At 70.7% G+C, this 6210-nt stretch carries 6 protein-coding genes and 1 pseudogene; 5 read left to right on the plus strand and 2 right to left on the minus strand.

The genetic code is table 11. From position 1 onward, the window contains the following. Positions 1–117: 117 nt before the first annotated feature. Positions 118–1440, plus strand: a complete 1323-nt coding sequence (locus tag ABZ396_RS13890; RefSeq protein WP_358915571.1) for a mannosyltransferase family protein — start codon at positions 118–120, stop codon at positions 1438–1440. A gap of 238 nt (positions 1441–1678) precedes the next feature. Continuing rightward, on the plus strand, positions 1679–2716 hold the full coding sequence (locus ABZ396_RS13895; protein WP_359184613.1) for a phosphatase PAP2 family protein: 1038 nt from the start codon (positions 1679–1681) through the stop codon (positions 2714–2716). 106 nt (positions 2717–2822) lie between these two features. Here the strand turns inward: ABZ396_RS13895 and ABZ396_RS13900 are convergent, their stop codons facing one another. Continuing rightward, positions 2823–3038: an I78 family peptidase inhibitor gene (locus ABZ396_RS13900; RefSeq protein ID WP_358925190.1), complete on the minus strand. Its 216-nt coding sequence runs from the start codon at positions 3036–3038 to the stop codon at positions 2823–2825. 463 nt (positions 3039–3501) lie between these two features. Continuing rightward, positions 3502–4185, minus strand: a complete 684-nt coding sequence (locus ABZ396_RS13905; protein WP_358925191.1) for a transglycosylase family protein — start codon at positions 4183–4185, stop codon at positions 3502–3504. A gap of 540 nt (positions 4186–4725) precedes the next feature. Between ABZ396_RS13905 and ABZ396_RS13910 the strand changes: the two genes are divergently transcribed. From ABZ396_RS13910 to ABZ396_RS13920, 3 genes and pseudogenes are all read left to right on the plus strand, one after another. Next, the gene (locus tag ABZ396_RS13910) at positions 4726–5511 is read left to right on the plus strand and encodes a hypothetical protein (RefSeq protein ID WP_358925193.1); all 786 of its coding nucleotides are present in this window, start codon (positions 4726–4728) and stop codon (positions 5509–5511) included. A gap of 160 nt (positions 5512–5671) precedes the next feature. Beyond that, complete coding sequence (locus tag ABZ396_RS13915) at positions 5672–6079, plus strand: hypothetical protein (protein ID WP_358925195.1); 408 nt, start codon at positions 5672–5674, stop codon at positions 6077–6079. Positions 6080–6110: 31 nt separating this feature from the next. Further along, positions 6111–6210 (plus strand): annotated as a pseudogene (locus tag ABZ396_RS13920) (toxin); the annotation flags it as partial.

The raw sequence follows: 6210 nt of genomic DNA on the forward strand, positions 1-6210 counted from the left end.
GCACGTGGCGGACCTCTCACACGCTCCACAGAACTCGTGTGGCGTACGCCACTGAGCCCGCTCCGTACCACGCCCGGACGAGTCCTCCCGTTCCGTGAACCGTCGATAATCGAGCCCGTGACCGATCTTGAGACGCCCGTGGCGGCACCGCGTGTCCCGGCCCCGCGCCGGGCGGCGCCGGCCCTGCTCGGGTACGCGGCCGTACGCGCCCTCGGCCTGGTCGTGCTGGCCGTGTGGAGCGCGGCGCGCGGCAAGAGCGCCTACACGCTGTTGACGGCGCGCTGGGACTCACTGTGGTACACGCGGGTCGCCGAGCTCGGGTACGGCTACGAGGTGCGGCTGCCGAACGGCGACGTCCACTCCAACCTCGCCTTCTTCCCGCTGCTGCCCTGGCTGGAGCGCCTGCTGCACGCGCTCACGCCCCTGTCGTACGCCGGCGCGGGCCTCACGGTCGGCCTGCTCGCCTCGCTCGCCGCGGCGTGGGGGATCTTCGCGGTCGCCGACTTCGTCTACGGCCCGCGGGTGGGCGTCTGCGCGGTGCTGCTGTGGGCCGTACTGCCGGTCGGGATCGTGCAGTCGATGGCGTACAGCGAGTCGCTGTTCACGGCGCTCGCCGCGTGGTCGCTGTACGCCGTGCTGACGGGCCGCTGGGTGACCGCGGGCACGCTGGCGGCGCTGGCGGGGCTGACCCGGCCGGTGGGGCTGGCCGTCGTGGTGGCGGTGTGGACGGCGGGGGTGGTCTCGTTCGTGCGGGATCTGAGCGGGGGCGTGCGAGCCGGTGGCGAGAACCATGCGCACGGCGCGCGGGATGGCGGACGCGCCCCCGAATCGCCCAGCGCCGTCCGCGCCGGGCGCGTTCCGCGTACCGCCGGCACACCTGACGCAGCACGCGCCCCTCAGGACACAAGCAGCGCAAGCGGCGCACACGCCTCCGGCGCACCTGCCTGGCGCCGTGTCCTCGGCATGCTCCTCGCCCCCGTCGGCGCCGCCGCCTATGTCCTGTGGGTCGGCCACCGCACCGGTAAGGGCCCGCTCGGCTATCTGGACGTCCAGGCGGGCTGGCGAAACGGCTTCGACGGCGGCTACGCGTTCGCCCGCTTCGTCGGCGACAAGTTCACGTCGTTTCCGTCCGCCCTGGCCGGAGCGGGTTTGATCGCCGCCGTCTGCCTGTTGTTGTGGCTCTACGTGATCGGTGTCCGACAGCGGCAGCCGCTTCCCCTGCTGGTCTACACGGGTGTCGTCCTCGCGCTCGCCCTGTGCGCGTCGAGCTACTTCGGCTCCAAGCCGCGCCTGCTGATGCCGGCCTTCCCGGTGCTGCTGCCGCTCGCCCGGACCCTCGCCCGGTCGCGCACCAGCAGTTCGGTGCTGGTCACGGCAGGCGTCGCGGCGGCCTCGGCGGTGTATGGCGCGTTCTGGCTGAACGGCTCCGGACCGCCATGATCATCGCCGTCGGGAAGGTGAGCAGCCGGAGGATTCCACACCACGCTTTGGTTAACGAATTCATAAGTGCCATAAAACGGCCGCCCGGCATGATCAAAGGAATTGAAGGGCAGGCCCACCGCTTATTACTGAATCCTTAGAATTCGGAGGCCTCCTGAGAGGTTTCCCACATCACATCGTCATCACAAAGCCGCAGTTTCGACCGGGAACAGAGCTCACTCGCTGTAACGTCGATTGGGTGCGTACCGAACGAAACCTCACCCGTCTGGACCGGGTGTTCGCCAGGCTGGACCGTGAGCCGGAACGACCGGCCCACATTGATGTGCCGAAGATGAGCCGGCACCGGGTCGTGTTGTTCACCGCGACCCTCGCCTTCTACCTGGCGATCGTGTGGGCCGTCGTGATCACGTCCTGGCTGGTCCGGCTCGACTGGCAGGTCATGTTCTTCCGGCCGTACCAGCAGTGGTCGGGAATCCACTGGTTCGTCGATTACTACGTGGTCCTCGGCCAGCGCGGCCCGACCGCCGTGATGGTCGCGGCCTGGCTGGGCTGGCGCTCGTGGCGGCAGCACACCCTGCGCCCACTGCTGAACCTCGGCGTCGCACTGCTGCTGCTCAACGTCACGGTCGGCGCCGCCAAGCTCGGCATGGGGCGCCTCGGACCGCACTACGCGACCGTGATCGGCTCGAACGAGATGGGCCTGGGCGGCGATATATTCCCCAGCGGCCACACCGCCAACGCGGTGGTGACCTGGGGAATTCTGGCGTATCTGGCCTCCACCCCGAGAGCCCGCCGCTGGCTCTCCGCGGCCTCCGCGGTCACCTCGCTCGGCGTCGGCATGTCCACCGTCTACCTCGGTACGCACTGGCTGAGCGACGTGTTGCTGGGCTGGGCAGCGGGGCTGCTGATCCTGCTGGCGCTGCCGTGGTGCGAGCCGTTCATCGCCGGCGCCGAGACCTGGCTCTTCGACCTGCGCGACCGCTGGCGCGCCCGCCGCGGCGGTACGGTCCCCGTTCCCGCGCCGGTTCCGGCGCCGGTGGCGCCGGTGGCGCTCAAGCCGCGTACGGCGCCCGCCGAGGACGCGCCGGCACCGGAGCGCGAGCCGGTCTCCTTGGCCCGCTCGCCCCGGCCCCCGATCCATCTGGCGCCCGGCCCGCACACGGCCCGCTCGGAGCGCACCCCGGTGACCCCGGCGGGCAGCCGCCGCCCGCCGCACCCGGAGCGTCAGCCGCGCGGCGGCGCCGTCCAGGCGGCCCGCCCGCTGACGGGCGGCTGAAGGCCGTACCGACGCGACAGCGGGGCCCAGGTACGCACAGCCGGCCCCCGCGCGCGGAAGGCCCCGGTTCCCCACTGCGGGAACCGGGGCCTTCGGCGTCGTGCGGTCAGCCCTTCCAGGCGCGTGCCACGACGCCGTCGCGTACCTCGAAGTTGAGCCGTCCCACCCGGTACTCCATGGTGATGACCGCGCCCGGCGGCAGTGAGCGCACCGCCGACCACCCCCGCTGCCGGGCGAGTCGTTCCGCGTCGCCCGCGTCGAGGCCTACGTACCCTTGCGGGCTGTCCTGGGGCTCCTTCGGCGGAGCCGGATTCGGTGCCATGCGGCCACGCTAGGCCGCTTCCGGCGGGGACGGAAGTCGAGAACGGGCGGCGAAGTCCCCGGTCCGTATCCGGTCACGCTTCTGTCACAGAATCACGACACGCGTTTCAGTCGAACTCTGTCACACGTATGAGCGGTTCAGTACGCCTTCCTGGCGCATTCCAGTGCAATTCTCAGATGCCGGTAGGGTCTTCCGAAAAGCCCGCCGGAAAGAGCCGGAAGTAAGGATCAGGGGCGCTCAGCGGAAGCCCAATCCATTCCCAATCCGCCAGCCACAGCGGAAGCTGACACCGCATAAGAGTTTCACCGGTTCGGCACAGAACCCCCGTACGGCCCCGGGCCGGCCCGGTTCCGGCGGCGGGAACTCGAAGCGTTCCCGCCCTCAGGGGAATCACCCTCACAACGCAGCGGGCCCCGCCCGGTCGGACCGGGCGGGGCGTGACGGTGCGGGGCAGGGGCGCGTGTCAGAGCGCGAGGCGCTGCCCGGGCACGATGAGGTTCGGGTCGCCGCCGATGACATCCTCGTTGGCGGCGTACAGGCGCTGCCAGGTGGTGCCGTGGCGCTGGGCGATCTCGCTCAGGGTGTCGCCCTCGCGGACCGTGTAGTCGCCCCGGGCGGAGTCACGGCCGGTGTGGGTCGTCGGGCGCTGCGGCTTCTTCGCCACAGGGGCCGACTTCGTGGTGGTCGGCTCGGTGGTCGACTTGCCGGCCGACTCGGTGCCGCTGTTCGTGGTCGCCGAGGCGCTCTCGGGCGCCGACCCGGCCGCTCCGGCCCGCGCCGAGCAGACCGGCCACGCGCCCCACCCCTGGGCCTGCTGAACCTTGGCGGCGACGGCGATCTGCGCTTCCCTGGAGGCCTGGTCGGCCGTCGCCGCGTAGGCGGAGCCGCCGTACGCGCGCCAGGTGGAGGCGGAGAACTGGAGTCCGCCGTAGTAGCCGTTGCCGGTGTTGATGTGCCAGTTGCCGCCGCTCTCGCACTGGGCGATGCGGTCCCACACCCCGTTGCCCGCCGCCTCGGCGTTGCCGGTCGCGGCCAGCAGACCCAGCGGGGCGAGCAGCGCCGCTCCGGCCAGGGCCGCCGTCGTACGGCCCTTGCGGGAGCCGTTCTTGGTGACGGTCTCACGGGTGGTATCGGCACACTCGGACATGTATTTCCCTCTCCACGTACCCGGGCTCCCCCAGGCGGGACGCGGTCCCCGCGCGATGGACGCGGTTCTCGCGCTCGCCCCGTCCGCCACGGCCGGTACTGCGGTGGTGCTCTGCCTGGTGCCGGCCGGCGGACGTACCCGAGCGGTGCTCGTTGCACACGGCGGAGGAATCTAGAGATCGGGAACGCCCGAAATCAACCAACTCGCCGTCAGGCCAGGCCAGTTCAGCGTTACCGGGGGTAGCGGCAATTTTCGGACACCCACTACATTCCCTGATTTCATGATTTGTCGACCATTGGATCGATGGATCTGTGATTCAGTTCACCACGTCAAACTCCTTTGGCTTGCGAAGAGTTGACGGTGAGTATCGAAATCCGCACCAGGAGTGACACTGTGCAGTGGATGGTTGGATCCCGATCCCCCGGATGCGTGACCACCACCACAGATCACCCGTTGTCTTCTTCATGAGCCCGCAACCCCCTGGGGCTCACGGACCGGGAGCCACCCGGGCCTTCACGCACGCATCCCGAGGGAGCCACCGTGCCGCGCATGCTCGACGTCAGCGACGAGGTACGCGCCGAGATCGGCGACGAAGAAGCCGACCGGCTGCTCGCCGGAGACAACGCCCCCGGCAGTTACGACTGCACCTCCTGCCGCACCCCGGGCGACTCCGAACAGGAGCGCACCAGCACCGTCCTGTTCATCGGGGACGAGACCGCCGTCCTCGCCTTCGCCCACGCCGGCTGCCTGCCCTCGCAGGTCGTCCAGGTCACCGAGGATCAGCTGCAGGGCGCGGTCCGCTCCATCAACGGTGACAGCGCGCCCGGCGGCGGGCCCCAGAAGTCCATGCCCGAGCAGGCGGTGCTCGGGGTGACCAGCGGCCTCGTGCTGATCGCCGGGGAGCTGCACCCCGCGCTCGTCGTCGAGCCGACCTCAGCGATCGTGCGGCCGGGCACGGACGGGGTGGGCGACGACTTCCTGCCGCTCCTCATCGAGCAGGGCTTCATGCCGGTGACGCAGCTGGCCGCGGTGCCGCCGGTGCTGCACGGGTGGTCGGTGCTGCTGGCGGTGGGTCAGCTGCACGCGGTGCTGCAGCCGGGGAGCAACGGCGGGCAGCCGGTGGCCTGGTGGCAGGCCCATCACCCGTTGCAGGTGACCGACGGGTGGCGGGCGGCCGCCAACAAGCACCAGCAGGTGCTGATGTTCGCCGCACCGGTGGGGTCGATCGGACGGCAGCCCCGGGAAGACCTGCTGCGCGACGCGCTGGACAAGGCGGCCGCGAACGGGAAGCTGGTGGCCGCGGCGCTTCCCCTCGCGGGTGTCTGAGGGCGCCAGGGAGAGCGGGGAGTTCCGCCGAGCCGGCGGCCGCGGGGTGTCCGTGGTTGTTCGCGGCCACACGGCGGTAGCCCCATATCCATGCAGCCCCGGGCCCTGACGGGGTGCCATTCGACCGCATCTCTTTAGTAACCCGGTCGTTTGGACATACGTGCACGCATACGACCTTCCGCCCCGCCGGCCGTCCTTCTCCACTGTTCCGTCCGCTCGGACGGGACAGGAGGCCTCAGGCGGGCCCTCGGCCACGCCGATCTACGACTCGCTCCACGCGGAGTGGGTCAAGGCCTTCCGCACGCTGCCGGGTGACCGCAGCGGTGAGGAGGCGCTGGGGTTCGTCGCCTTCGAGACGACCCCGTTCAGCACCGGCACGCACGGTCTGGGGTCGTACGGAGGGAACTGGTACAGCGCGTACAGCGCGGGCGCCTACAGCGCCCGGCACGGCGGTGACCATCCGCAGCCGCCACAGTGGCAGCGGATCGGGACGCTCGGGCGGTTCCATGACACCGGGATGACCCCCGTACCGGCAGCGCTTCCGCCGGGTCCGCGCCGGGGTCTGTGACACATGCCAGAGGGGCGGCCACCGTGATCGGTGGCCCCACCCTGTCGAGCGCGTCTGGCAGTTCGCGACCGACCCGGACGAGTCGGCGCACTGGTTTCCGTCGCGCCTCGATATCGAGTTGCGGGACGGCG

Source organism: Streptomyces sp. NPDC005866, from assembly GCF_040629895.1.
GTDB lineage: Bacteria > Actinomycetota > Actinomycetes > Streptomycetales > Streptomycetaceae > Streptomyces.

What these genes read in the sequence shown, in the direction of transcription:
- ABZ396_RS13900 (WP_358925190.1), bottom strand. Translation starts at nt 3,038, where the DNA reads ATGGCACCGAATCCGGCTCCGCCGAAGGAGCCCCAGGACAGCCCGCAA.
- ABZ396_RS13905 (WP_358925191.1), bottom strand. Translation starts at nt 4,185, where the DNA reads ATGTCCGAGTGTGCCGATACCACCCGTGAGACCGTCACCAAGAACGGC.